This is a genomic window from Pseudomonas sp. D2002, assembly GCF_013385735.1.
Classification (GTDB): domain Bacteria; phylum Pseudomonadota; class Gammaproteobacteria; order Pseudomonadales; family Pseudomonadaceae; genus Aquipseudomonas.
This window is the reverse complement of record NZ_JACAPL010000006.1, coordinates 580,214-605,144: the sequence shown is the minus strand read 5'-3', so window position 1 is coordinate 605,144 and position 24,931 is coordinate 580,214. Positions and strand designations below refer to the sequence as shown.

The 24,931-nt window shown below is 62.6% G+C and carries 20 protein-coding genes; 7 read left to right on the top strand and 13 right to left on the bottom strand.

Annotation, left to right across the window (positions count from 1 at the left end; all coding sequences use genetic code 11):
- Genes HX783_RS15575 through HX783_RS15565 form a run of 3 tightly spaced genes read left to right on the top strand, consistent with a single transcriptional unit; the run spans position 1 to position 1,899 of the window.
- Entirely contained in the window at positions 1 to 894 is an 894-nt protein-coding gene (locus tag HX783_RS15575; RefSeq protein WP_159953975.1) for a type II secretion system F family protein, read from the top strand.
- A gap of 10 nt (positions 895 to 904) precedes the next feature.
- Positions 905 to 1,627, top strand: coding sequence for a tetratricopeptide repeat protein (locus HX783_RS15570; RefSeq protein WP_177017436.1), 723 nt, complete (start codon positions 905 to 907; stop codon positions 1,625 to 1,627).
- Positions 1,628 to 1,629: 2 nt separating this feature from the next.
- Positions 1,630 to 1,899, top strand: a complete 270-nt coding sequence (locus HX783_RS15565) for a DUF3613 domain-containing protein (protein WP_177017435.1) — start codon at positions 1,630 to 1,632, stop codon at positions 1,897 to 1,899.
- 170 nt (positions 1,900 to 2,069) lie between these two features.
- On the opposite strand, the gene HX783_RS15560 is transcribed toward HX783_RS15565, so the two are convergent.
- The gene (locus tag HX783_RS15560) at positions 2,070 to 2,852 is read right to left on the bottom strand and encodes a response regulator transcription factor (protein ID WP_177017434.1); all 783 of its coding nucleotides are present in this window, start codon (positions 2,850 to 2,852) and stop codon (positions 2,070 to 2,072) included.
- A gap of 126 nt (positions 2,853 to 2,978) precedes the next feature.
- The gene (locus HX783_RS15555; protein WP_177017433.1) at positions 2,979 to 3,452 is read right to left on the bottom strand and encodes a prepilin peptidase; all 474 of its coding nucleotides are present in this window, start codon (positions 3,450 to 3,452) and stop codon (positions 2,979 to 2,981) included.
- Between the two features lie 72 nt (positions 3,453 to 3,524).
- Here HX783_RS15555 and HX783_RS15550 point away from each other — a divergent pair, with 72 nt between their 5' ends.
- Both HX783_RS15550 and HX783_RS15545 read left to right on the top strand, forming a co-directional pair.
- Complete coding sequence (locus HX783_RS15550) at positions 3,525 to 3,962, top strand: TadE/TadG family type IV pilus assembly protein (protein WP_159953970.1); 438 nt, start codon at positions 3,525 to 3,527, stop codon at positions 3,960 to 3,962.
- A complete protein-coding gene (locus tag HX783_RS15545) occupies positions 3,959 to 6,691 on the top strand; it encodes a PAS domain-containing sensor histidine kinase (protein WP_177017432.1) in 2,733 nt (910 codons plus the stop codon). Before HX783_RS15550 ends, HX783_RS15545 begins: the two co-directional genes overlap by 4 nt.
- Here the strand turns inward: HX783_RS15545 and HX783_RS15540 are convergent.
- From HX783_RS15540 to pbpC, 6 genes are all read right to left on the bottom strand, one after another.
- The gene (locus tag HX783_RS15540; RefSeq protein WP_177017431.1) at positions 6,688 to 8,664 is read right to left on the bottom strand and encodes a pilus assembly protein TadG-related protein; all 1,977 of its coding nucleotides are present in this window, start codon (positions 8,662 to 8,664) and stop codon (positions 6,688 to 6,690) included. The two genes, HX783_RS15545 and HX783_RS15540, sit on opposite strands and share 4 nt — an antisense overlap.
- Positions 8,665 to 9,029: 365 nt before the next feature.
- The gene (locus HX783_RS15535) at positions 9,030 to 9,587 is read right to left on the bottom strand and encodes a DUF4136 domain-containing protein (protein ID WP_177017430.1); all 558 of its coding nucleotides are present in this window, start codon (positions 9,585 to 9,587) and stop codon (positions 9,030 to 9,032) included.
- Between the two features lie 45 nt (positions 9,588 to 9,632).
- A complete protein-coding gene (locus tag HX783_RS15530; RefSeq protein WP_177017429.1) occupies positions 9,633 to 10,235 on the bottom strand; it encodes a DUF4136 domain-containing protein in 603 nt (200 codons plus the stop codon).
- A 24-nt stretch (positions 10,236 to 10,259) separates the two neighbouring features.
- Positions 10,260 to 11,009 carry a methyltransferase gene (locus tag HX783_RS15525; protein ID WP_177017428.1) on the bottom strand — a complete coding sequence of 250 codons (750 nt, stop codon included), beginning with the start codon at positions 11,007 to 11,009 and terminating at the stop codon, positions 10,260 to 10,262.
- Positions 11,002 to 11,310: a MazG-like family protein gene (locus HX783_RS15520; RefSeq protein ID WP_177017427.1), complete on the bottom strand. Its 309-nt coding sequence runs from the start codon at positions 11,308 to 11,310 to the stop codon at positions 11,002 to 11,004. The genes HX783_RS15525 and HX783_RS15520 overlap by 8 nt, the downstream gene beginning before the upstream one ends.
- Positions 11,311 to 11,470: 160 nt before the next feature.
- The gene (pbpC, locus tag HX783_RS15515) at positions 11,471 to 13,783 is read right to left on the bottom strand and encodes a peptidoglycan glycosyltransferase PbpC (RefSeq protein ID WP_218175276.1); all 2,313 of its coding nucleotides are present in this window, start codon (positions 13,781 to 13,783) and stop codon (positions 11,471 to 11,473) included.
- Positions 13,784 to 13,973: 190 nt separating this feature from the next.
- On the opposite strand from pbpC, the gene HX783_RS15510 reads away from it, so the two are divergent.
- The gene (locus tag HX783_RS15510) at positions 13,974 to 14,264 is read left to right on the top strand and encodes a hypothetical protein (protein ID WP_159953965.1); all 291 of its coding nucleotides are present in this window, start codon (positions 13,974 to 13,976) and stop codon (positions 14,262 to 14,264) included.
- A gap of 78 nt (positions 14,265 to 14,342) precedes the next feature.
- On the opposite strand, the gene HX783_RS15505 is transcribed toward HX783_RS15510, so the two are convergent.
- On the bottom strand, positions 14,343 to 19,238 hold the full coding sequence (locus tag HX783_RS15505) for an alpha-2-macroglobulin (protein ID WP_177017425.1): 4,896 nt from the start codon (positions 19,236 to 19,238) through the stop codon (positions 14,343 to 14,345).
- A 212-nt stretch (positions 19,239 to 19,450) separates the two neighbouring features.
- Here HX783_RS15505 and HX783_RS15500 point away from each other — a divergent pair, with 212 nt between their 5' ends.
- The gene (locus tag HX783_RS15500) at positions 19,451 to 20,788 is read left to right on the top strand and encodes an MATE family efflux transporter (RefSeq protein WP_177017424.1); all 1,338 of its coding nucleotides are present in this window, start codon (positions 19,451 to 19,453) and stop codon (positions 20,786 to 20,788) included.
- On the opposite strand, the gene HX783_RS15495 is transcribed toward HX783_RS15500, so the two are convergent.
- The 4 genes from HX783_RS15495 to HX783_RS15480 all read right to left on the bottom strand — a co-directional run bounded on the left by HX783_RS15495 (position 20,733) and on the right by HX783_RS15480 (position 24,928).
- Positions 20,733 to 21,626 carry an alpha/beta hydrolase gene (locus HX783_RS15495; RefSeq protein ID WP_177017423.1) on the bottom strand — a complete coding sequence of 298 codons (894 nt, stop codon included), beginning with the start codon at positions 21,624 to 21,626 and terminating at the stop codon, positions 20,733 to 20,735. The two genes, HX783_RS15500 and HX783_RS15495, sit on opposite strands and share 56 nt — an antisense overlap.
- Positions 21,627 to 21,780: 154 nt before the next feature.
- Positions 21,781 to 23,694 (bottom strand): arginine decarboxylase, encoded by a 1,914-nt coding sequence (gene speA / locus HX783_RS15490; RefSeq protein ID WP_177017422.1) that lies wholly within the window; start codon positions 23,692 to 23,694, stop codon positions 21,781 to 21,783.
- Between the two features lie 143 nt (positions 23,695 to 23,837).
- Positions 23,838 to 24,209 (bottom strand): translation initiation factor Sui1, encoded by a 372-nt coding sequence (locus tag HX783_RS15485; protein WP_012722004.1) that lies wholly within the window; start codon positions 24,207 to 24,209, stop codon positions 23,838 to 23,840.
- 182 nt (positions 24,210 to 24,391) lie between these two features.
- Positions 24,392 to 24,928: an NUDIX hydrolase gene (locus tag HX783_RS15480; protein ID WP_177017421.1), complete on the bottom strand. Its 537-nt coding sequence runs from the start codon at positions 24,926 to 24,928 to the stop codon at positions 24,392 to 24,394.
- Positions 24,929 to 24,931: the final 3 nt, after the last annotated feature.

The window sequence follows — 24,931 nt, the reverse complement described above, 5'->3', positions numbered from 1 at the left end:
ATGGCGATTGCACTGCTGATCAGCGCTGTACTGTTCATCGCCGCCCTGCTGCTGGTGCTGGCCAACCTGCTCAAACACCGGCGCGGCCAGCGTCTGGTCGCCCAACGCTTGCAGGGCCAGATGGCGCGCGAACACCGGTTCGGCACGCTGATGCGGCAACTGGGCAGCAGCCCGCTCGCGCAACGCTCGGTGAGCCTGGACAACGAAACCCAAGTGCTGCTCAACCGCGTCGGCTGGCGCAAAGCCAACCAGCGCTCGATGTTCGCTGCCTTCCAGGTCGGCACGCCGTTGCTGCTGTTGGTGGTTACCTTGGTGGGCCAGCAATTACTCTTTCCTCACGCCGCTTCGCCGTGGCTGGCGCCGCTGTTGGCCCTGGGCATCGGCTACCTGCTGCCCAAACGCATCCTGGCCAGGGCGGCCAAGGCGCGGCAGCAGCGGATCTCCCGCGAGGTGTCGACCTTCATTCCGCTGCTGCGCATCCTGTTCGAATCGGGCATGGCGGTTGAACAAGCGCTGCGCGTATTGAGCACTGAAGCGCAACGCCTGTTGCCGGCGCTGACCTTTGAACTGCGCCTGATCCTCACACGGGTCGACTCAGGCCTTGAGCTGAGCGAGGAGCTGGGCAAGACCGCCCGCCTGCTGGCCGTGGATGAATTCACCGACACCTGCACCATCCTCCAGCAACTGGTTCAGCAAGGCGGCGGCGCGATGAAATCGTTGCTGTCGCTCAAGCAATTGCTTGATGACCGACGCCTTACACGCATCCAGGAATTCGTCTCGAAGATGTCGGCAAAAATGTCCGTCGTGATGATGGTGTTTTTGTTTCCCGCCTTGCTGATCGTGCTCGGGGGGCCGGCGTTTATCGGCATCACCCGAGCCTTGAGTAACTTATGAGGAGCGCCCGATGAGAGCCTTGATAGCCGGTTGTAGCCTGTTGCTGCTGGGCGGTTGCGCCAGCAACGGCCAAGCCCCGTGGGACACGTTGTTGGCCACCGGCAGTTGCCCCAAGCCCAGCTCCGAGCAGGAACTGTCGTTGAACCTGGCCGATGAAATGGCCGGCGACGGCAAGCTGCACGCCAGCCTCGCCAACTTGCAAAGCCTGCCGGCGAATCTGCCCCAGGTACGCCTGCGCCAGGCCAAGGCTTATCGCCTGCTCGGGCGCAGCGAAGCCGAGCCGTTGTACCGCAGCCTGATCGGCACCTGCATGGCCGCCGAAGGCGAACACGGCCTGGGGCAAATCGCCTCGGCCAAGGGCGATAACGGGCAAGCCATGGCCCACTTGCAACGCGCGGCCCGGCTGGCGCCCACCGACGAGAAAATCCGCAATGACCTGGGCGTGGTCTACCTCAACCAACTGCGCCTGGAAGACGCGCGCTTTGAATTCATGACCGCCATGGAACTCAAGCAGAGCGACCCATTGGCCGCGGTCAACCTGGTGACCCTGCTGATCTATCAGGACAACTGGAAACAGGCGGCGCAACTGGTCAGCCAGATGAGCTTGAGCCCCGAACAAGTCACTGAAGCCCAGGCCCGCGCCGAGAAACTCAAGGGCTCAAGCGCACCTGTGGCCAAGGCCAAGGATCAAGTCGCCGCCGTCAGTGACGCCGCAAGCAACCCGAGGAATTGATGATGAACATGCCTTATCTCGCCAGCCTGGCCGTGCTCGCGTTGCCCATGAGCGTCATGGCCATAGAACCCGGCCCGTCGTCACCGCAGCAGGCGCTCACCGAGCAATGGTTGACGTTGCAGTCTACGGGCAGCGCCGCGTCGCAAACGCCACAGAAAGCCTCGGCGGCCGAACGCGACAAAGCCAACCAGCGGTTTCTGGACAGCTACAAGTATCCGATTCCGGAGTATTTCGAGCAGAAGGTGGGCGGGAAAACCGAAGGGAGTAATTGATCTATCACTGACACACAACAGTTCCAAAATGTGGGAGCGGGCTTGCTGTGGCGAGGGAGCTTGCTCCCGTTCGACAGCGCAGCTGGAGCCGGCTTTTTAGGGGCGCTTCGCACCCCAGCGCAAGCAAGCTTGCTCGCCACAGCAAGCCCGCTCCCACATTTTTTGCAAAGTCAGTGCGCCGTTACCCGCTGACGCAATGCCGAATTATTCGGCGACAACGCCAACGCCAATTGCGTGCGGTTATGCATGTGCGTCAAGCGCAGCACCTGGGACACATACAACTTCACGGTGTTTTCAGTAATGCCCAATTCACAGGCAATCTGATAGTTGGTCTGCCCTTTCCCCACCAGCCGCGCGACGTCCAATTGGCGCGGCGACAACTGGTTGAAGATCGCCGGAATCTCCACCGCCCCCGCGTCCTCGGCCGACAGTTCTTCACTGTCCAGCCCAGGCCGGCTGCTGCGCACTTTGTCGAGGTCCTGGTACAGGTCGTTGATCGACTCGGAAAGGAACTGCAGCTTCTGGTTCAAGTTGCCCAGTTGCAGGTCCTTCTTGCGCTCTTGCAACGCCGCTTCCTGGCGCTGCAAGCCTTCGAGCAATTCATCGAGATTGATGGGTTTCTGGTAGTAGTCCGCGATCCCCGCACGCAGGGCCTTGATCACATCCTGCTTGTCGGCGCGACCGGTCAACATGATCGCCTCGAAGGCACGCTGTTTACCGGCGACCTTTTGCAGGGCCTGGACCAGCTCGATGCCGTCCATGTCCGGCATGTGCAGGTCGCAGAGCACCAGGCCGATCTCGGCGTCTTCGCTGAAACGCTTCAAGGCCTGTTGGCTGGATTCACACGGGACACAGCGGAAACCGCTGCTTTCAAGAAATTCACAGAGCTCTTCCACGATCAGCGGTTGATCATCGACAACGAGCACTTTTACCGCAGAGGTAAGCTTGTTCACGCGCTACTCCATGCCTAGCAAGCCAAATGTTTGACTGATCCTTTACGACACATATTCCCGTACATCTATGTATTAAACGTAGACGTACTTTCCGACTATGTACATAGCGTTAATACCCGCTGGCGACTAATGGATCCAAAACCAGGCAGCGGCAAAACCCACCAGCAGAAACGGCGCAAATGGCAGTTTTTTTGACGGCTCCGCCACCAGATAACCCATGCCCTTCTTAAGCCCATGACTCATAAGCGGGATTAGTTTTGGCGTGCATAAAATCCACAGCCCATTGGCCACCGTAGCCCCTACAAACGACCACAGCAGGTACTCGGCATCCGACGCCAGCGCCAATGCCGCGAGCAGCTTCACATCGCCCGCGCCCAGGCGGCCGAGGGCGTAACCCGGCAAGGTCAGCAGCAGCGCCAGAAGAAACGCCAGAAAACCTTGCCCGGCTGGCGCACCCAGCCAGGTGCTGCCCGTCCACAGCGCATAGATCAACGCCAACAGCGCAGCGCCCAGCGTCAGGCGATTGGCGAGCAATCGCTGCCGAATATCCTGCACCGCACACAGCACCAACCACACCACCACCACTGCGCCATGGATCACGTAAAAAACATCCCTTTTTGCCGATTGATTCTATGCTGATATCAAGTAGTAGCCGTCAGGGTAGACGCGGTGATGAGAACAAGCCTCCCGAAGAAGCAAAAAGGCGCGGCAGCAATCGAGTTCATTGCTGTGTTCGTGATTTTTTTCGCCGTGTTCTACGGCATGGTCAGCTATAGCCTGCCGCTGCTGCTGTTGCAGTCGTTCAACCAGGCCACCGCCGAAGCCGTGCGCCTGAGCGTGGCGCTGGACCCCACCATGACCGGCTATCAGGCCGCCGTGCAAAGCACCGCCAAAGCCGCCGTCATCAACCGCTTGGTGTGGATTCCCTCCACGTACAAATTTAACGCCAACCAAGTCACCACCACCTTCGTCGGCGGCTTGCTGTCTGTGCAAATCAACTACCCCACGGCCAACCTGCAGGCGGTGATGCCCTTTATTGTCCTGCCCGGCATCGGCACCGTGCCGCAGTTGCCGGCGACGCTGCAGGCCACCTCGAGCCTGCAGTTTTGACCTCGGGCGACAAACTCTTCGGGCGCCTGCTCGGCCGCAGCAGCGCGCTGGCCGTCGACACACCGGCACCGGCCTCTGCCGGGTTGCAGGTGCATTTGGACGCGCAAGGCCGTGTGCTCGACATCAGCGGCACGCTGCGCCAACAGTTGGCGCCGTACGCCGACTCGCCGTACCTGCAAGACCTGCTGTGCCCCCATAGCGCGCTGACGGTTGAAGGCGTGCCCGCCGATTGGCAGCGCCACAGCCTCGACCTGGATTTCCAGGGCGTCGCCGGGCAAATCCTGCAGACCCGCGGCACGATTGAAGCCCACGACAGCGGCTGGTTGCTGCATGCCATGGATATCGGCGACTTGCTCAATGGCCGCCACCTGGCCGAGCAGCGTGAACAGAATCAGCAACTGGCCAGCCTGGTCAGTGAGCACCTGCGCGTGTGCAGCCTCAGCCGATTGCCTGAGGTGTTCAACGAACAACTGGCCAGCGTGGCACAGCGCTGGCGCATCCCGTGTGTGGCCCTCGCGCTGCTCGATCAGGAAGACCAGGGCTGGATCATCTACAGCCAGTACGCCAACCATGACGCGCCGATGTTCTGGCACAACGGGCAGCGCCTCGGTACGTGCCTGGACAGCCTCAACGGCACCACGCCGCTGAGCTTGCAGGCGCCTTATGGGCGCGGCGAGCACCCGCGCTTGCACAGCGTGTTCGGCAATGCCGATGGCTTTCTGGTGCCGTATCGCGATGGCCAAGGCGTGGCCGCGTGGCTGCTGTGCGGGGCCTACAGCGGCCAGCCGCAGATGCGCGACCGCGACTGGCTGAACCTCGCCGCCGCCCTCGCCGCGCCACTGCTCAGCCGCCTGCGCGAACAACGCCATCATCAACAACTGGAGCGCCTGGAAGCCTTGCAAGGTCTGCTGGGCACCGGCTGGTTCGAGTTGTTGCCGGCCAGCGGCGAGATCCAACTCGCGCCCCAATTGATGCGCAACCTCGGCCCGGAACAAGCCCCGACCCGCCAGCCCCTGGACGCCTGGCTGGAACTCATCCACCCCGCCGACCGCCAGGAACTGCACAGCCGCCTGCGTGACCTGCAAACCCTTGGCAAGCCCTTGCTCGCCAGCGTGCGCCTCAACCGTGGCAACAGCGCCCAGCCGCCGACCTGGTATCGCGTGCAGGGCCAAGTGCTGGGCCAGGGTGATCAGCGGCGCTGGGTCGGGTTCATGCTCGACATCAGCGACATCAAAAACCAGCAGGTGCAAGCTGACGCCGCCCACGCGCGCCTGGACAACCTGATTGCCAGCTCGCCGGCGGTGATCTACGTGCAACGCTACGTAAACGGTGCGCTGCTGCCGGTGTTTTTCAGTGACAGCCTGCTGCCGTTGTTGGGCCGCACCCTCGCCGAGTGCAGCCTCGACAACCTGGTGCAATGGGTGCACCCCGACGACCGCGACCTGTACTTCCAGCGCACCCGCCAACTGCTGCGCGAAGGCAGTGTGCGCAGTCGTTATCGGGTGCAGGATAAACACGGCGATTACCACTGGCTGCTCGACGAAGCCAAGCTGTTGCGCGATGACTTGGGGGTGCCGGTGGAAGCGATTGGCCTGTGGCTGGACGTCACCGACGCGACCTTGGCCGCGCAACAGGTCAAGGACAGCGAAGAGCGTTACCGCATCCTGGTGGAAGATTCCCCGGCGATGATCTGCCGCTACCGCCCGGACCTGACCCTGACCTTCGGCAACACGCCGCTGGCCAACTACCTGGAATGCCGGCCCGCTCAGTTGCGCGGGCTGAACCTGGGCGACTGGCTGTCGGCCGAACAGCGCGAAGCATTTGTGCAGCGCATTCAGCAACTGACGCCGGAGTTTCCGGTGAGCACCGCGGAGATCAGCCTGCAACTGCCGGGGCGCGAACATGCCTGGTGGGTATGGTCGGACCGTGGTGTGTTTGACGAGCACGGCGCCTTGGTCGAGGTGCAGGCGGTGGGCCGCGACAACACCGAGGTGCGCCGCTCCCAACAGCAACTCACGCAAAGCGCAAAAATGGCCACCCTTGGCGAAATGGCCACGGGCCTGGCCCATGAGATCAACCAGCCGCTGAACGTGATGCGCATGGCCATCGTCAATGTGCTCAAGCGCCTGAGCAATGGCGATGCGCAGATCGATTACCTGACCGAAAAACTCCAGCGCATCGATGCCCAGGTGCAGCGGGCGGCGCGGGTGGTCGACCATATGCGTGTGTTTGGGCGCCGCTCGGAAGTCGAACAGCAACCCTTCGACCCGGCGCAGGCGGTCGAGGGCACCTTGTCGCTGCTCAGCGAAGGCCTGCGCGGCAAAGGCGTGGACGTGCGCCTGACCCAGGCGGACATTCCCGTGCAGGTCAAAGGCTACGTCGACCAGCTTGAACAGGTGCTGATCAACCTGATGGTCAACGCCCGCGACGCCCTGCTGGGCCAACGCGAGAAAAACCCGGAGTTGCGCCCGTGGATCGCCGTGCACACCGAACACGACAGCCGCCATGTGCGCATCTGGGTCGAGGACAACGGCGGCGGCATCGACCCGCGCTTGCTTGAGCGGATTTTCGAACCGTTCTTCACCACCAAGCCGATTGGCGTGGGCACCGGGCTGGGCCTGTCGGTGAGCTACGGCATTGTGGAAAACATGGGCGGGCGCCTGAGCGTCAGCAACGGCGAATACGGCGCGCGCTTTTGTGTGGAACTGCCCAGGGCAACCGAGGCTTAAATCACCAGGTAGGCTTCGCCGGTCTGGCCGCAGGTCAGGTTGGCGCCGACGTTTACGTTCGCCAGGCTGACGCCCAGCATGTTCAGCAGGTTGTTGAGGATCGGGTTGAGCAGCGGGCCGAGCAGGTTATCCACCACCGGCGTGACAATGGCGCTGACGCCGCCGAGCAGCGACACAACGCTCGCCGCCAGCGCTCCCAGCGGATTACTCCCCACCGGCTGGTAAGCGGTAATGCCGACGCCATTGAGCGTGGTCGAAAGGCTGCTCACCACATTGGTCGCCGGGGTAGCGGCCTGATAGGTCGGTGTGAGCCCCACGTTAGGCGGTGTGGCAAACGGCGAGGTGCTGGAGAACACCAGGGTTTGATTGCTCGCTGCAATCGGGCTTTGCACCTTGATCGCCACACCCCCGCCGGCAAACGGCACACGGGTGCCGCAGCTGCCGATACCGAGGATTTCATGGCAGGTCTTGGTGCCGATATCGATCAGCGCCAACGGGGCCACGGTCATGGGTAACGTGCTGGAAAACGCATTGGTGATAGCGCCCACATTCAGCGAGGCCAACGAGGTGGTGGTGTACGCCGTCAGGCTCTTGGTGCCCGCGTTGCCGGTCGGGCAACTGTAGGCGGTGACATAGCTGCTGGCGCCGCCGGCATCCAGCACGATATTGAGCGGCAGGTTGCCCGGCAACGCCAGCAGATCCAATTGCTGGCAGCCGGCCCCCAGCAAGCACAATGCCGAGTTGATGGTGCTCACCAGGTTCAGGCTCAACAGGCTGTTGATCACCGGCGTCAGCGGCCCCACCAGGTTATTCACCGCCGTGGTGAGCCCCGACAAACTGCTCAGCACCGGCAAGCTGACCGTCACCTGGGTGCGCACCTGGGCGGTACGCACGTAAATCGCATTCGGGCCTGTGGGGTTGGCGACGGCAAGCGCCGGATCGCCGATGGCCGACAACTGCGGCGGTTGAATCACTTTCACTTGGGTGGTGATATTCGCCAGCCCCAGCAAGCTGACCGGCAAGGTTGCGGCGGCCGCGCTCTGGCTGTTGGACAGTTGCACCACTCCCTGAATCAGTTGGAACACCTGCAAGTTGGCATTCAGCGCCGCAGACGTGGTGCCCGTCTGCAATTGCAGAATCTTCCCGAGCGTCAGTGGCGCCTGATTGATCGCGGCGATTTTCAGGCTGCCCAGGGCCGTCAAGACATCCGCCGTCGCACCGTTGGCGGTCAGCACCGTGATCGCCGCCTGGATCAACTGCGAGGCAGTGACATTGGTGTTGAGCAGTTGGGTGTAGTTGCCGGCGGACACGCCCAGGTTGATCGCCAACTGGTCGAGGTAACTGAGCAGGCTGATATTGGTGTTGAGCAGGCCATTCCAGCCGGCGAGTGTCAGGTTGACGTTGCCGCCGAGCAAGCCGCTGAACAGCGGGTTCAGCAGGTTGGAGCTGGTGGTGTCGACACTGGCCAACGTGCTGTTGATGGTCAACTGGGCCAAGGTTGGCGTGGGCTTGGCCGCCACCGCCGTAGCGCTCAATACCGTATTGAGGCTGACCGAGTTGCCAGAAAACAGTGACCAGATTCCGCCGGCCACACTGGTCGTTACGGTTTTGCTGGCCACCACCTGGATAGCCGACGACAACGCCGGGTTGGCGCTGAACGTGCGCTGGCCCGAGGCGCCGGTGGTGACGGAGCCACATTGGGTGACAAGCGTATTGCCGTTACCCACCACGAAATGATTGCGCGCCACACTTTGCCCGGCATAAGACGCCGCACTGAGGCCCGCCAGGCAGGTGCCATTGCGGCTGACGGCCTCCAGCGCCGCGGTGTCTGCCACGCCCTGCAACTTGCGTTTCTCCAGGTACAGGCGGCCGCTGTCGACCACCAGCAAGGTAAAGGCCAATACCACCGCCAATACGCCGACGGCCATTAAGCCGATGGCGCCGCGCTGCTTGCACTGAAATCGGGGAGACATCGAGCACTCCTGTGCCGGCGAGTCGCCGAGCGCTTACTCTCCTGGGGTGTAGTTGAGTGTAGACAAGGCCTGAGAGGTGCGCTGATTCAAGGCTGCTGGAGATCAAATGTGGGAGCGGGCTTGCTCGCGAAAGCGGAGTGTCAGTTGATAAATTCATCACTGATACACCGCTTTCGCGAGCAAGTCGAATCGTCGCACCGCCGCTCCCACAGGGGATTGGGGGTGGTCTTCTGATCGTTCCCACGCTCTGCGTGGGAATGCCGCCCCGGACGCTCCGCGTCCTGACGTTTAAGCCTTGCGAGATGTGACGCGGAGCGTCCTCGGATGCGTTCCCACGCGGAGCGTGGGAACGATCATTGAGGGGGTTAGTGCGGTGGGTAGTTGGAGAGGATTTTGGTGACGGTGGTGCGGATAGCGTTGCTGCGATCCTGCGGGTTCGGCGAGCTGGCCATCATCTGTTCGTCACTGCCGCGCCATACCAGTTTGCCGTCCTTGCCGTCCAGCAAGTCGATTTGGATGGTTGCCACCTTGTAGGTGATGTTGCGCGTTTCGTTGTACATCGGCGCGCCCCAGTAGCCATTCCACGGGCCGCCCCACGCGCCGCCGTAGTTGGTGGTGACTTGTTGCTGGCGGTCTTCGACGATCAGGTAGGCCTGTACGTTCAGGTCAGCCTTGGTGCCCGCCGCTGCCGGGCGCAGGCCGCGTTGGTCAAGTTGTTCGCCCACCGCCTGACGGATGCGTTGCTCGGTGAGGTCACTCTTGATCCGTGGATCATCCGGGCGGTATTGCAGGGCCGGGTCTTTCCAGGCCCAGTTGCGGTAGGCGCCGAAGTCGCGGCTGGCGTCAAAGTCGTGGTTGACCTGATTGGTCTGGCAGCCGCCCAGCACTACAACAACAGCAAGTGCAGCAATGCGACGAAGCATGGTTTTTCTCCAAAAGACAAACTGAGCCTGCGATGAGAATAGCGGCTAACTCGGTGGATAAGCGGCCATGGCCTTCTGCATGGCCTCGCGCAAGGCATCCGCCCGTTCGCTGAGGCTGCCCTGGCTGGCGGTTTCGGCGCTGGTGCTCCACACGGGCTGACGGGTGCGGGCGTCGAACAAGCTGATGCGCGCCACCGCGACTGTCACTTCATAGGTGCGAACCACCGGCACCGTGTTGTACATGCCGTAGCCGTTGCCGTAGCGGTTATAGCCGCCGTAACCGTAGCCATAGTCGTCCTGGACCTGGCGCAGGCGTTTTTCCAGACGCACGTCGGCGCTCACCAGCAGGTCGGGCGCACGGTTGTCATGCAAGGGGCGCAAGCCACGCTGGTCGAGGGCACCGCTGACCGCTTCGGCAATCTGCGCCGAATCGGCCCACGCCGTGCCCGCCGGCAGTTGGCCGTTGAGCCAGGCCCAGTTGCGGTAGGCGCCATAGTCGCGCACCGGTGCCGGGTAGGCGCTGGCATCAAAGGTGTTGGCCGCCTGCGCCGGCGCCGGTGGCATGGGCGCCGAGGTGGCCACGTAAGGATTGGGGCTGGAGCAGGCGCTCAAGCCCACCGATAACAGGATCAAACAGAGACGACGCATTTCGACCTCCGCAGACTGGGCCGCTTAAACCGGACGGCAGATCCAGTGCAAATAACGCCCAAGTCCGGCAAAGCTTGGGTGACGACGGTGAGCGAGTTCCATCTCCAACAAGTCCTGTAAATCGGCGCGGGCCTGGAATTCCACCGGCATATAGTCGTGGAACACCCGCACGCCACTTTGGCTTTCGACCTGCCAAAGCCCCTCTAGTTGCGCCGCCAACTCACGTGGGTCGAGCGGCTGTTGCGGGGTCAGGCTCTGCTTCTCGCCGGCCATGTCGTTCTTGCGCATTTTGCGGAAGTGGCCTTTGAGCAGGTTGCGATAAATCAGCGCATCGCGGTTGTAGAACGCCAGCGACAGCCAGCCACCCGGCACCGTGAGCTGTTGCAGCACCGGCAGGATCGCATGGGGTTCGGCCAGCCATTCCAGCACGGCGTGGCAGAGCACCAGGTCGTACGGTTCGGTGAGTTGGCCGAGCAGGTCTTGCCAGGGCGCATGAATAAAGGTTGCAGTCTGCCCGGCGTCGGCAAAGCGCTGGCGCGCGCCTTCGAGCATCGGCTCGGCGGGTTCGGCCAGGGTGACTTGGTGGCCGCGCTCGGCCAGCCACAGCGACATATGCCCAAGGCCCGCGCCGATATCCAGCACCCGCAGCGGGCGGTCGGGCAGCGCTTCGATCAGGTCGGCCTGGAGCACCGCCAGGCGAATCGCGCCTTTGGCGCCGCCGTATATTTTCTCGGCGAAGCGCGTGGCCAGTTGGTCGAAATGACGGTCACTCATGGGCAAACCGCCGTTCGCTGTCGGCCAATTTGGCGCGCACCACCTCGTTCATGTCCAGGCCCAACTCACTGCACAGCAACAGCAGGTACAGCACGATATCGCCGACTTCCTGCCCGGCATGGGCGAGTTTTTCGGCGGGCAGCTGGCGCGATTGGTCTTCGGTCAGCCATTGGAAAATTTCCACCAGCTCGGACATTTCCACACTGGCGGCCATGGCCAGGTTTTTCGGGCTGTGGAACTGCTTCCAGTCGTTGTTATCGCGGATGCGGTGCAGGCGTTCGGTGAGGTGTTCGAGGTTCATGCGGGGGCTCCTGAAGGTGTATAGCTTCGGGGGGATCAGGGATGAAGGCAAGTGAATCCCGGCGGTGGGCTTGAGGGCGCCATCGCAGGCAAGCCAGCTCCCACATTTTAAATGTGTTCACAATTCAATTTGTGGGAGCTGGCTTGCCTGCGATGGGGCTCTAGTCGACGACGCTGAACTCGAGGCGGGCGGTTTGGCCGGCTTCGTCGAGGACGCTGAGCTGGTAGCGGCCGAGCTGTTCGAAGCTGGCGTTGATGCTGTCCTGGTTGGCACTGTCGCCCAGCGGCGCGCCGTTGAGGAACCACCAGCGTCGGCCGCTGCCGCCCAGGGCGGAGATTTTCAGGCGCAGCGCTTGCTGGCTGGCGGCGGGCAGGCGCAACTGGTCGCCTTCGCGAACACCGACAATCGACAACGGCGACGCCGCCGCCAACGCCGGAGGCGGGCAATCGGGGTCGGCAGCCGGGATACGCGCTTCACGGCGTTCGACCCTGGGCAGCCACGGCTCCAGCGGCGCCGGCCACAAGGCGATGTCTTTGGCCACAGCACCTGGGCAATGGGCATCGACCCGCAAGCCCTTGGCATTGACCCACACCGTTTCCTTCAAGCCCACACTTAATGGCTGGTCCAGCGCCTGCAAGGTTGGCGGCGTGGTGTTGTCCAGCGTCCAGGCAAAGCGCTGGCGACGGCAATTGGGGTCGCTGCGGCTCATGGGCTGGCCCAGCGGCCAACAGATGGCCGCGACGCCGACATTGGCCGGCACCGGTCTGACAGGCGCGCTGATCCCGCGCTGGCTGTCGCGGTTGGTCAGCACGTCATGCACCTGCAACATCAACGGCGCCGCCGACGCCAGGCCGAACTGGCCCGGCACCGGCGTGCCATCCGGTCGGCCGATCCACACGCCGATCAAGTAGCGCGGCCCCACACCAATCGCCCAGGCATCGCGAAAGCCGTAGCTGGTGCCGGTCTTCCAGGCCAGCACCGGGCGCTGCACCAGCTCGGCGCGCGGGTCGCGGTCAGGTCGCGCCTGGCCGCTGAGGATACGCCGCACAATCCAGGCGGACCCTGGCGACAGTAAAGGCCGTTCTTTAAGCGTATCGTCCGGCTGTAAGCGGATAGCCGCACTCTTGCCGTCGCGGGCGAAGGCGCTGTAGCCGCTGACCAAGTCTTCCAGTCGGCTGCCTGCACCGCCCAGAATCAACGCCAGGTTTGGTTCGGCCAGCGCAGGCAGCGCCAAGGGCACGCCGCCGATGCGCATTTCGGCGGCAAACCGCTTCGGCCCGTAGGCCTCCAGCAGTTGCACCGCCGGCAGATTCAGCGAACTGGACAGCGCCGTACTCGCCGGCACCGCGCCGCTGAAGCCCATGGAGAAGTTGCCCGGGCGGTAATCGCCATAGCGCCGCGGCACGTCCTGCAGCAGTGATTCGGAGTGAATCAGCCCATCGTCCAGGGCCATGCCGTACAGAAATGGTTTTAAGGTAGAACCGGGCGAGCGCAGCGCACTGATCATGTCCACGTGGCCGAAGCGTTTGGCGTCATTGATGTCCACCGAACCGAGGTAGGCGCGCACGGCCATGCTTTCTTCTTCCACTACCAGAATGGCAGCGGAGGTGTGTTCCGGCAGCCGCGCGCGCCAGCCCAGCAGCAGGTCTTCGAGACGGCGTTGCAGCGTGGCGTCGAGAGTGGTGCGGATCAGCGGCGGGCTGTCGGGGCGGTTCAGGCGGCGGGCAAGCAAGGGCGCCAGGCTCGGCTCCAGGCGCGGGGCGAGCAGCAGCGGCTCTTCCAGGGCTTCATCGACCGCCGATTGCGGCCACACCTGGAACTCGGCGAGACGCCGCAGCACTTTGTCGCGGGCTTGCTGGGCGCGTTGCGGATGACGGTCCGGGCGCAGGCGGCTCGGCGCCTGGGGTAATACGGCGAGCAAGGCCGCTTCGGCGTGGGTCAGTTGTGCCGGGGACTTGCCCAAATACGCCCAACTGGCCGCCGCTACGCCTTGCAACGTACCGCCAAACGGCGCGCGGTTCAGGTACAGGTTGAGAATCTCGTCCTTGGACAAATGCCATTCCAACTGCGCAGTGCGCCACAGCTGGCGCAGCTTGCCGTGGAAGGTGCGTGAGTGCGGGTCGAGCAGCCGCGCCACTTGCATCGACAAGGTGCTGCCGCCCGACACCACCCGCGCGCCGGTCAAGTTCTGCCAGGTCGCCCGCGCCAGCGCCAACGGGTTCACGCCGGGGTGTTCATAAAACCAGCGGTCTTCGTAGGTGAGCAGCGCATCCAGGTAATACGGCGACACCTCACTGGTTTGCACCGGATAACGCCACACACCGTTGGCATCAGCAAACCGCCACAACGGCGTGCCATCCTCAGCCAGCACCACCCGCGCCAAGTCATCCTTGGGCAACGGCAACGGCCAAATCCGATCCGCCAGCCACAACAGGGCAATGGCTGCCAACACACATCCAAATGCCCAGCCCAGTAAATGTGGGAGCGGGCTTGCTCGCGAAAGCGATTTGTCAGTCAACTCACTCACCACTGCCCCACCACAACCACAACTAATCGCAAATTCAACCGCGCAAACCTCTATGCTTCATGGAACTAGCCGCGACCCATCGCGAACAAAGGCTCAGTGCTGGCAATTTCGTCCACTTATTCATCGAGACACACCTATGCAAGTAGACTTTTTCGGATGGTTGGGTAACACCGTTGGCTTGATCATCCACTACATCGTCGAGTTCTTCAGTGGGCTGTTCAACATGCTGTCCAATGCGGGCGGCAACTTCGTCGAAGGCATGTCCCGCTCACTGGGCATGGACACCTCGATCATCAGCATCATCACGCTGATCATCGGTCTGCTGTTCCTGTACTCGGCCGTACGCGCCTTCATGCGTGCCTCGATCATCATTGGCGTGATCTGGCTGATGCTCGGCCTGTGGCTGCTGAGTTGGGTTGTGCACTAAACCCAAACACTTCCCCGATCCCCTGTGGGAGCTGGCTTGCCAGCTCCCACATTTGAACCCAGTGCCTTCAGCCAGACCTCAGCGGCCCTTGATCACCAGATCCGCCGGCGTCTCCCCCACCGCCTGCCAGTTCGGCCGATACATCGACTCCACCTGCGGCGGTGGCACGCGGTACGTCCCCGGCGTCACTGCCCGCGCCAGGTACAACAGGTGCGTGGTGCCATAGCCGTCCAGGTTCATCGCCGCCACATAGCGGTCATCGCGGAACTCCTGATGCTTGAGCGACGCGTTCTGCATCGACTCGCGCCACTCCTTGACCTGGCTGCTGGCGTTTTCCAGGCTGGCCGCGCTTTGCGCCAGGTTCTGGTTTTCCAGCTCCAGGCCCGCCGGCAACAAGTCAACCACCAAGGCATCCGGCACCCGCTGCTTGGCACTCACCGCCAGGTGCACCAGCACCAAATCACCACTGTTTACGTTACGCAGGTTCAACGGCTGGCCGTTCATACCCAGGTACTCGCGACGGATACTCAGGTTGTCGCCACCCGGTGCCGGTGGCACTTGCGGGTAACCCGAAATCGTCAGTTGCTGGTACACCGGCGCCTCGCCCTGATTGCTCAAAGCCAGGTCACTGGACAGCAGTTTGCCGTCCAGTTCCAACGTCGACTGTTGATTGTTCAGCTCATGCACACCGCCGCTGCCGGTCAGCGACACCTGCCAGTTCGGCTCCGGCTGCGAGAACCCAAGGCGCCCGGCCAGGAACAGCGAATTACGCTCCTGGGTCGAGAGGTACGGGCTGGCGGCCAACTGGTCCGACAGCGTGAACAAACGCTCCTCGCGCTTGCCCTTGGCCAAGTCGTTCTCTTCGAGCAGCGCCAGGATCATCGCTTGATCGCGCAGCGGGCTGCCGTAGTCGGCCAGCCACTCATTGGCGTTGCGTTGCGCCGCCAAACCGGCGAGCAAGGCTTGATCGGCACGCGGCTGGTCGCCCATTTTTTGCAGGGCGATAGACAACTGCACCAACGGCAAGCCGGAGCGCGCATCGCTGCGGCGTTCGAAGATACTGCGCAACGCGCCCAATGGCGCCTGCTGACTGCGCGCCAGCACCATGCCGGCGTAGGCCTGGACGGCAAAGCGGGTGTGGTCGGCGTTGTCGCTGTAACTCACTTCAATCAGGTTGCGCTCCTGCACATAGCGCAGCAGGCGCTCGCTGGCCTTCTTCAGCGCTTCAGGCGGCACGGCAAAGCCCTGGTCGCGGGCGCGCAACAGGAAGTCGGTGACGTAGGCGGTCAGCCAATATTCTTCTTCGCCATCGGCGCCCCACAAACCGAAGCTGCCGTTGTAGCGCTGCATGCCCAGCAGCCGCTCGATGCCCAGTTCGATCTTGCGCTTGCGCTCGCTGTCCGCCTCGCCCTTGACGCCCAGGCGCTTGAGCAACGCAGCGTCGGCATACAGCGACGGATACAAACCGCTGGCAGTCTGCTCCAGGCATCCATAAGGGTAGGCCTTGAGCGCGCTGATCTGCGCACCGAGGTTCAGCGGCGGCCGGCTCGACAGGCTCAGCAGCGCTTCACGCCCCGAGGCCTCGAACTGGTCCAACGTGCCGGCCGGGAGGCTCCAAGGCTGATCCTTGAGCACTGCGCGGTAATGCTTGAGCAATGCCGGGTAGGCCGGGCGTACACCCAGGGTCCACTCGCGGCTGAACGGCGGCAGGTTTTCACCCGGCAGGTCCAGGCCATTCACCGTGACGTTGACCTTGCCCTGCCCCAAGCCGCCCCAGGCTTTCACCGGGATACGCAAAGTGGTGCGCTGGCCTTGCTTGAGTTCCACCGTCTGCGCAGCGCTGTTGACCAACTCCAACTGCCCTTCGGCCCTCAGTTGCACGTCGAGCTTCTGCGCTTTGCCCGACAGGTTGGACAGGTCCAGCGCCAACGTCGTCTGGTCACCACCGGCCAGGAAGCGCGGCGCCGACAGCTCGGCAATCAGCGGCGCGGCAATCACCGTCTTGCCTTCGGCCATGCCATAACGGTCATCGCTCCAGGCTTGGGCCATCAGGCGCAGCTCGCCGTTAAAGTCGGGGATATTGACGCTGACTTCACCCTCGCCCTGCTCGTTCAAGGTCACCGGCGCGCTTTGCAGCGCGACGATGGTCACGCTGGTGTCCGGGCGCTTGCCGCCCTTGGCCAGCGCCGCATCACCACCAAAGGCCAGGCTGGCCAAACGGCCCTGGCCGGCTTCGATCAACTGGCCGTAGATATCGAACTGGTCCACGCCATAGGCCTTGCGACCAAACAGGCTGGAGTACGGGTCCGGCGTCGGGTATTCGGTGATATTGAGGATGCCCACGTCCACAGCCGCCAGCAGCACATGCACCTGCTTCGGCACGCTGCCATCGGCGTTCTTGGCGGCGATCTTCACCGTCAGCGCTTGTTTGGGGCGCATTTTTTCCGGTGCGGTGAGGGTCAGGCCCAGTTTGCGCTGGGTGCGATCCAGCGGCAGGTGCAGCAGGCCCACGGCACGTTTGGGGGTGATATTGGCTTTGCGCTCACCTGGGCGAATCACCAGCGCGCTGACATAAAGGTCATGGCGCGACCATTTCGGGTCGAGTTTCACGGCGAAGCTTTTGCCCTCGGCCGGCACATCGATTTCCTGCCACCACAGCGGCCCTTCGCTGGACTCCACCAGCAAGTAGCCCTTGCCGGCCGCCGGTGGCGTGACGGTCACAGTGGCGGTATCGCCATCGCCGTACGCGGGTTTATCCAGTGCCAACTTGACTTGGTCCGGGCGCACGGCGCCGCCTTCAGTGTTGTCCTGGGCCTGGTAGCCGGCCCAGAAACGCAGGCTGCTGACCAACCCGGTTTGCGGGTCTTCGACTTCGACGCGGTAGGGGCCCCACTCCACCTGGAAGCTGACCTTGGCGGTGTCGCCGGCCTTGATATTCAGGGTCTGCTCGTCGAGGTTGAGGAATTTCTCGTTGAAGTGATAACTCCAGCCGTCACTTTCCGAGTAGTTCCAGTAGTAGTCGCGGCGCTCGCGCACCAGGCGCACCTTGAGGTTTTGCGCAGCGAGTTTCTGCCCATCCTGATTGGCCACCAGTACTTCGAACTCTGCCGGGCCGTCGCCATTGGTTTCCTTGCCGTCGAACAAGCCACGCAAGCCCGGTAATTGCTCGGCCGGCCAGATCGGTTGCACCAGGCGCCGCGTGATCGGCCGCCCACCCGACTCTTGCAGGCTGGCTTGCACAATCAGTTGCAGCGGCGACTTGGCCTCGGCCCATTTGCTTTCCAGGGTCAGTTCTTCCTGGCCCTTGGCGTCGAGTACGCTTTCGTCCAGCTCGAAATCCTGGCTCAGTTCTTCTTCAGTGACGGAGCCGAACTGATAACCCGGCAGCGACTTGACCGCTTCGCGCAGGGGGCGCACGTAAACCTGCCCGCTGACGCGATTGCCCGACGCCGGTGCGCCGTAAAGGTAGCGGCCATTGACGTGAATCACCGGGTTATCCGCCGGGCTCAAGGCCGTGTCGCTGCCCTTGAGTTCCAGCGCCAGGCGCTCGGGCAGGAAGTCTTCGACGAGGAATTCATACAGCTGCGGCTTGCCGTCGCCGAGGTCGAACACCAGTTGCCAGCGCCCGGTCGGCGCCTCACCGGCCAACTGCAGTTGATATTGATAGAGGCCTGACGCATCGGCATCCCACACGAACTTGCGGCTGACCTGCTCATCCGGGCGGCGCACTTCGACGCTCACCGGTTGCGGCTTGACCGCATTGCCATCCTTGTCGCGTAGCAGCGCATTGAGCAGCACGGTTTCGCCGGGGCGATACAGGTCACGCGGGCCGAATACGAAGAATTGCAGCGGGTGTGCCGGTTGGCCGCCGATGTCGAACTCGGCCAAATCCAGCGCGGCACTGTCCAGGCGCAGCATGCTGGTTTGTTCGCCCTGCTTGGCCAGTAGCACCTGGGCTTTTTTCGGCAGCGGCAATTCAGCGTGGCCGCCCTTCTCGGTTTTGCCCTGGCCGAGCACGCGGCCTTCGGCATCCAACACTTCGAGGTCAACGCCGTCCAGCGCCTTGCCGCCTTCCAGTGCCTGGGTAAACACATCCAGGCGATTGGCATAGCGGTGCACCGACAGGCCGATATCACTCAAGGTGAACAGCGTGGCCGGTTGCGAATAGTTGTAGGTGCCCGAGGCGCGCATCACCGCCAGGTACACGCCCGGCTGTTGCAGCTGCTTGAGGCCGGCAATTGGCAACAACAGGGTTTCGCGGGTATTGCGCGCCGGGTTCAGGTCGAAGCGGCCGCCGTAGACCAGGTCGGCCATCGGCAGCAGCTCGCGGGACTCATAACTTTGCAGGCTGGTATTGCGCCCCCACTGCGCCAGGAATGACGGCAGGGATTCGGGCTTGATGCGGAAGAATTCGACGTCGATCTTGTCGACATTCAGCGCGATCACCGGCAAGCCTTCAGCCAGACGAGTCGGCAGCAAGGTGCCACGGCTGGCGAAGCCGACCGTGGCTTGCAGGTCGCGGGTTTCCAGGCGCGCGCTGTACTCGACGGCGAGCGTGTTGTCGTTGACCGCTCTGACCCCGGCATCCACGGTCAGCACCAGTTTGCGCTGCGGCTCCAAGTGACGCAGGCGCAACTCCATCAAGTTATCGGACAGCTCCCACGCGCCGTCGACCTTGCCGGACTTGCTGTCGACCAGATGCAGTTTGTCGGCGAACTTTTGGTCGGGATCCAAGGGAATGGAAAAACTCACCGACAAGGTGCTGGCCCCGTCCAGCTGGACTTCGGACACATCCACCACGCTCAACTCACGCCCGGCGTAACGCTGCTTGAGCGCTGCCACGTCCACCGCTGCCTTGACGGGTTTCGGCGCGGCCGACACCGTTGGAGCAGATGGGGCAGCCGGTTTATCGGAGGAATCGCAGGCGCTCAGCAGGGCCAACGCGCAGGCCAGGAACAATCCTTTGTTAAGCATGGGGCACTCGTAGTGAGAGGGGGCCGAGGGGTGAACTATATATCAGCCTGGGTGGGGCCGATGTGGTGCTGGTCACATTGACCGACGGAGGGTGGTTTGGTTCTCGGTCCTCTTGTAACCAAGCCAAATCCCACTGCCACTGAAGATCAAAATGTGGGTGCTGTTGTGTTGTTGAGGGCCAGTTACAATGCCGCTCCCCCAAAGGAGCCTCCATGACCTCCCTGCTCACCGACTGGCGCCACCGCTCCACCCACCGCCGCGTCTGGGCGCTGGCCGCGCCGATGATTTTGTCCAACATCTCGGTGCCGCTGGTGGCCCTGGTCGACAGCATGGTCATCGGCCACCTGCCCCACGCTCACCAGTTGGGCGCCGTGGCCGTCGGCGCCAGCCTGTATACCTTCCTCGCGTGGGCCATGGGCTTTCTGCGCATGGGCTCCACCGGCTTTGCCGCCCAGGCCGCCGGGCGCAATGATGGCGCGGCACTGCGGCAAATCCTGCTGCAAGGCTTGCTGCTGGCACTGGGCTTGGCGATGTTGCTGGGCACCGTGGGCATTCCGCTGAGCCATCTGGCCCTGGAGTGGATGCAGCCCTCAGCCGAACTGAATCAACTGACCCGCGAGTTTTTCCACACGCGCCTGTTCGGCCTGCCCGCCGCGCTGGCCAGCTATGCCTTGGTCGGCTGGTTCCTCGGCACGCAAAACGCCCGCGCGCCGCTGGCGATTCTATTGACCACCAACCTGGTCAACATCGCCTTGAACCTGTGGTTCGTCCTCGGCCTGGAGTGGGGCGTGGTCGGCTCCGCGCGGGCGTCGGTCATCGCTGAATGGACCGGCGCCCTGCTCGGCCTGGCCCTGACGCAAAAAGCCCTGCGCGCTTACCCCGGCCATATCGCCTGGGCCGCCCTGAAAGTGTGGGAAAGTTGGCGCCCGTTGCTAGCGGTGAACCGCGATATCTTTATTCGCAGCCTGGCGTTGCAGTCGGTGTTTTTCATGATCACGGTACAAGGCGCGCGCCTCGGCGATGCTACGGTCGCGGCCAACGCGCTGCTGCTCAACGGCCTGCTGCTGACCGCCCACGCCCTGGACGGTTTGGCCCACGCCGTGGAAGCGCTGTGCGGGCATGCCATCGGCGCCCATGATCGCCAGGCGTTGCGCCGCTCATTGGTGGTCGCCTGCGGCTGGTCATTGATCGCCAGCGTCGGGTTCGCGTTGCTGTTCACGTTCACCGGCCACCTGTTTATCGCCATGCAAACCGACATCCCCAGCGTGCGCGAAACCGCCGACATCTACCTGCCTTATCTGGCCGTGCTGCCGTTGATTGCGGTGTGGAGTTACTTGCTGGACGGCCTGTTCATCGGCGCCACCCGCGCGCGGGAGATGCGCAACGGCATGCTGCTCACCGTGGTGATTCTGCTGCCCTTCGCCTGGGCGCTGCAGCCGTACGGCAATCACGGGCTGTGGATAACCTTTCTGCTGTTCATGGCCCTGCGCAGCCTTACTTTGTGGGCGATTGCCTGGCGCTTGAATCGGCAGGATCAGTGGCTTGGATAAACGCCGTGACGCGGTCCAGCACTGGGGCCAGCCAGCGTAAAGGCTTGGCAATCGATGCCACTAAGGTCGCGTGGCTGGTCCGGGTGAAGTAAAACGCCTCCACCGGCACGCCTGCTTCGCGCAGTTTCTTCGCCAGCCCGCCGGTATTGCGCGTTGGGTTGACCAGCGTGTCGCTCACCGAGGCGATCAACAGGCTCGGTGGTGCGTCACGGCTGACGTGATTGATCGGCTGAGAATCCGGCGGTGAATCGGGGAAGAAAAACACGGGCCGTACGTCGCGGTTATCAATCGGCAGGAAGTCATACGGCCCGGCCAGGCCGATCCAGCCTTTGAGCATCGATGGCGACATATTCACTTCGCCAAGCCAGCGCGCATCCAGCGCCAACATCGACGCGTTGTAGGCACCGGAGCTGTGGCCCATCAGGTACAGCTGCTTGGGGTCGGCGCCGTAGTCGGCGATGTGCTGATAAGTCCAGGCGACGGCCTGGGCGTTGTCCTGCAGAAACAGTGGGTAACGCACTTGTGGGTAGAGCCGGTAATCCGCAATCACCACCACGATGCCGCGTGAGGCCAGGGCTTCGCCGACAAAACCGTAATCGTCCTTGGCGCCGCTGTTCCAGCTGCCGCCGTAGAAGAACACCACAACTGGGGCATTGGGCGCTGCCTTGATTGGACGGTAGACATCGAGTGTTTGGCGCGGGTCGGCACCGTAGGCAATTGAGGATGTTTTGGTGAAGGTGCTGGAGGGCGTCAGTGCGTTGAGCACTTTGATCGGGGAGCAGGCTGCTAGAAGCGCGGCGAATGCCAGGGTCAAGGCTTGCAGGAGTTTGCTCGACATCGTTCAGGCCTCACACAGAAGGTACTACCAAACGAAGATCCAAATGTGGGAGCGGGCTTGCTCGCGAAGGCGGTGGGTCAGTTAACACATGTGTGACTGATGTACCGCTTTCGCGAGCAAGCCCGCTCCCACATTAGATTGCTATCAGCTTAGATCACGACGACAGGTACGAAGAACGCGTCAAACCAAGACGCAACGCGTCGAGGAACTGCGTGCGCTCACTGGCACTGATCTTCGCACTCGCACACTTGTCACGGTAGTGCGTCATCAACTCCTCCGGCGACAAGTGCACATAGCGCAACATGTCTTCGATGGTGTCGTGGGTCTCGATCCCGGCGCTGTACACCGAACCGTCTTCGCGCTGGTAGATGTTCACCGAGTCGGTGTCACCGAACAGGTTGTGCATATCACCGAGAATTTCCTGGTAAGCGCCGACCAGGAAGATACCCAGCAAGTAGTCTTCACCTTCGTTCAAGGCGTGCACCGGCAGGCTGGTCTCGATGCTCTGCTCGTCGACGTATTGCTTGATCTTGCCGTCGGAGTCGCAGGTCAAATCCTGCAGCACGGCGCGGCGCAGCGGCTCTTCGTCGAGACGGTGCAGCGGCAGGATTGGCAGGACCTGGCCGATCGCCCAGGTGTCCGGCAGGCTCTGGAACACCGAGAAGTTGCAGATGTACTTGTCGGCCAGCTTGTCGTTGAGCTCGTCCAGCACTTGGCGGTGCGAGCGTTGACGCGCTTTCAACGAGTCGTGCAGGCGACGGCATACGGCGAAGTAGCACTGCTCGGCGAGGGCCTTTTCGGCCAGGGTGATCTTGCCGTCGGCGTACTGGGTGGCCACGTCGCTCATGTAGTGCGTAGCGCGCCAGTAGGTTTCAGTGACCATTTCAATGTCGGTCGGGCCCAGCAGGTCCACCAGCCACTGCACGGTTTCCGGCAGGCTTTCCTTGTTTTCGATCAGCGGGATTTCGTCGTTGTGCTTCTCGACGTCGGTGACTTGCACCACCAGCATGGCGTGGTGGGCGGTCAGGGAGCGGCCGCTTTCGGAGAAGATATGCGGGTGCGGCAGGCTCTGCGCGTCGCAGAATTCCTTGAGCATGCCCACCACCACGCCAGCGTAGTCGTCCATGTCGTAGTTGATCGAGCTGGCGTTGCGCGAGTGCGTGCCGTCGTAGTCCACACCCAGGCCGCCGCCAACGTCGATGTGGTCGACTGGCAGGCCGAGGTTGCGCAGCTCGCCGTAGTAACGAATGGCTTCCTTGAACCCGTGCTGATAGTCGGCCAGGTTGGCAATCTGCGAACCCATGTGGAAGTGCAGCAGGCGGATGCCCTGGTCCAGGCCGGCCGCGCGAAAGCGCTCGACCACCGACAGCAGTTGCGCCGCCGACAAACCGAACTTGGACTTCTCACCACCGGTGTCCGCCCATTTGCTCGACGCCAGGGACGACAAACGTACACGCAGGCCGACCTGAGGCTTGACCTTGAGGTTGGCCGCCTCTTCGATCACCAGCGCCACTTCGGATTCTTTCTCGATCACGATGAACACGTTGTGGCCGAGCTTCTGGCCCATCAGCGCGAGGCGGATGAACTCACGGTCTTTGTAACCGTTGCAGACAATGGTGCCGCCTTTCGGGGCTAGGGCCAGCACGGCCAGCAGCTCAGGCTTGGAGCCGGCTTCCAGGCCGATGGACACGTCCTGGGTAGCAATAATGTTTTCGATCACCGCTTCCTGCTGGTTCACCTTGATCGGGTACAGCGCGGTGTATTTGCTCTGGTATTCCAGGCGTTCGATGTTCGCATCGAAAGCACCGGTCAGCTGGCGCACGCGGTCTTGCAGGATATCGGGGAAGCGCACCAGCAACGGCAGGGACAGGCCGCTTTTGCGCAGCTCGTCGACTTGCTCGTACAGGTCGACAGGCGTGCTGTTCGGGCCGTTCGGACGGACTTCAACGCGACCGGCTTCATTGATCGCGAAATACCCGGCCCCCCAATGGCGAATCCCGTAAACACTGCGGCTGTCCGCAACTGTCCATTGGCTGCCATCGTCTTTGCGTGTGCGTCGTACGGACATCGAAGTCCCCTATAAATGAAGGCGAAGGCGCCGCCCCGGGTTTGAGGCTGGCGCAGTCTAAAGAATGAAAATGACGATTTGCCTGTAAGGGAGGTAGACCTCACTCGCAGGACAGAGTTTAGACACAGGTTGGGAAGAGGCTTTCAGCCGCCGGACTTCTTGGCCTTGTACCCGAGCTTGATCAGCTCGGCCAACAGCAATTCGACGTGATCGCCCTGAATCTCGATGACCCCGTCTTTCAACGCGCCACCGGTGCCACAGCGCTTTTTCAGCGTGGTAGCCAGTTCCTTCAGGGCCTCTTCGGCCAGCGGTACGCCGGTGATGGTGGTCACCGTCTTTCCGCCACGGCCTTTGCTCTCGCGTCGCACGCGGGCAATGCCGTCACCTTCAGGGATCAGGGTCTGTTTGCAGGTGCACGAATCCACGGGCTGACGACAGTCCGGGCAGTGTCGACCTGCGTCGGTGGAAAATACCAGGCCACCAAGGGCGGCGAAGGATGCGGCTTTTTTGGCCACCGGCAATCCTCTTGGGAGGACAAAGACTGATCGGCGCTCGCAACGAGCATCACCGACCGCGAAGCCCCACTCAGGCAGGGGCAGCGCTACCGAACCGCAAAGGTGGTTCGGGTGAAAAGTCGCGCAGTGTAACGGCAAAAAGCCGACTTGCTAAGAGCCAAATAGCGCCAATTTATGCAACTTTAGCGACGCAAGGCCAGATAGCGCCGCAAGCCTTCTTGAGCATCCGGGCAGTAAGGCTTTTGTTCAGCTTCCTGCAGGACAGTTTCAATGGGTAAAAAGCGCGCTTCCATGACCTCTTCGGGCTGCAGGCGCAAAGGCCCATCCCAGACCGCCGAGTAGGACGTGCACCACAGCCGGCTGTCCTCCTCTTCAAAGTAGAAATGGTCATGCTCGACCAATTCTACGCCGGCAACACCAAGCTCTTCTTCCAACTCACGGGCGGCCGAAGCGGCGTAGCTCTCACCCTGCGCGACCATGCCACCCGCCGCCGTGTCCCAGAAACCGGGATACAAGGCTTTGCTCAGGGTGCGCCGATGCACACACAGCTCACCGGCCGAATTGAACAGGAAGATAAAGGTGCATCGGCCGATCAGGCCGCGCTGGCGAAGGTCGGACCTGACGAGGTGGCCGAGCAGGTTGTCCTGCTCGTCGACCCAGCAGATCAGTTCAGCATCGGAGGCCGCGCGGTGTGCGGCCTCCTTTTGAGTAGCGTCCATCAA